The sequence below is a fragment of the Salmonella sp. 32031103-2018-00083-FB-01-SM-01 genome (assembly GCF_017571995.1).
GTDB lineage: Bacteria > Pseudomonadota > Gammaproteobacteria > Enterobacterales > Enterobacteriaceae > Salmonella > Salmonella enterica.
In genome coordinates, this window is record NZ_JAGEQL010000027.1 from 1 (window position 1) to 514 (window position 514).

At 53.7% G+C, this 514-nt stretch carries 1 rRNA gene; it reads left to right on the plus strand.

The features are described from left to right. A 16S ribosomal RNA gene (locus tag J4614_RS21945) occupies positions 1–504 on the plus strand; the annotation flags it as partial. Positions 505–514: the final 10 nt, after the last annotated feature.

Here is a 514-nt window from a genome sequence, read left to right on the forward strand (position 1 = left end):
GTGAGACAGGTGCTGCATGGCTGTCGTCAGCTCGTGTTGTGAAATGTTGGGTTAAGTCCCGCAACGAGCGCAACCCTTATCCTTTGTTGCCAGCGGTCCGGCCGGGAACTCAAAGGAGACTGCCAGTGATAAACTGGAGGAAGGTGGGGATGACGTCAAGTCATCATGGCCCTTACGACCAGGGCTACACACGTGCTACAATGGCGCATACAAAGAGAAGCGACCTCGCGAGAGCAAGCGGACCTCATAAAGTGCGTCGTAGTCCGGATTGGAGTCTGCAACTCGACTCCATGAAGTCGGAATCGCTAGTAATCGTGGATCAGAATGCCACGGTGAATACGTTCCCGGGCCTTGTACACACCGCCCGTCACACCATGGGAGTGGGTTGCAAAAGAAGTAGGTAGCTTAACCTTCGGGAGGGCGCTTACCACTTTGTGATTCATGACTGGGGTGAAGTCGTAACAAGGTAACCGTAGGGGAACCTGCGGTTGGATCACCTCCTTACCTTAAAGAA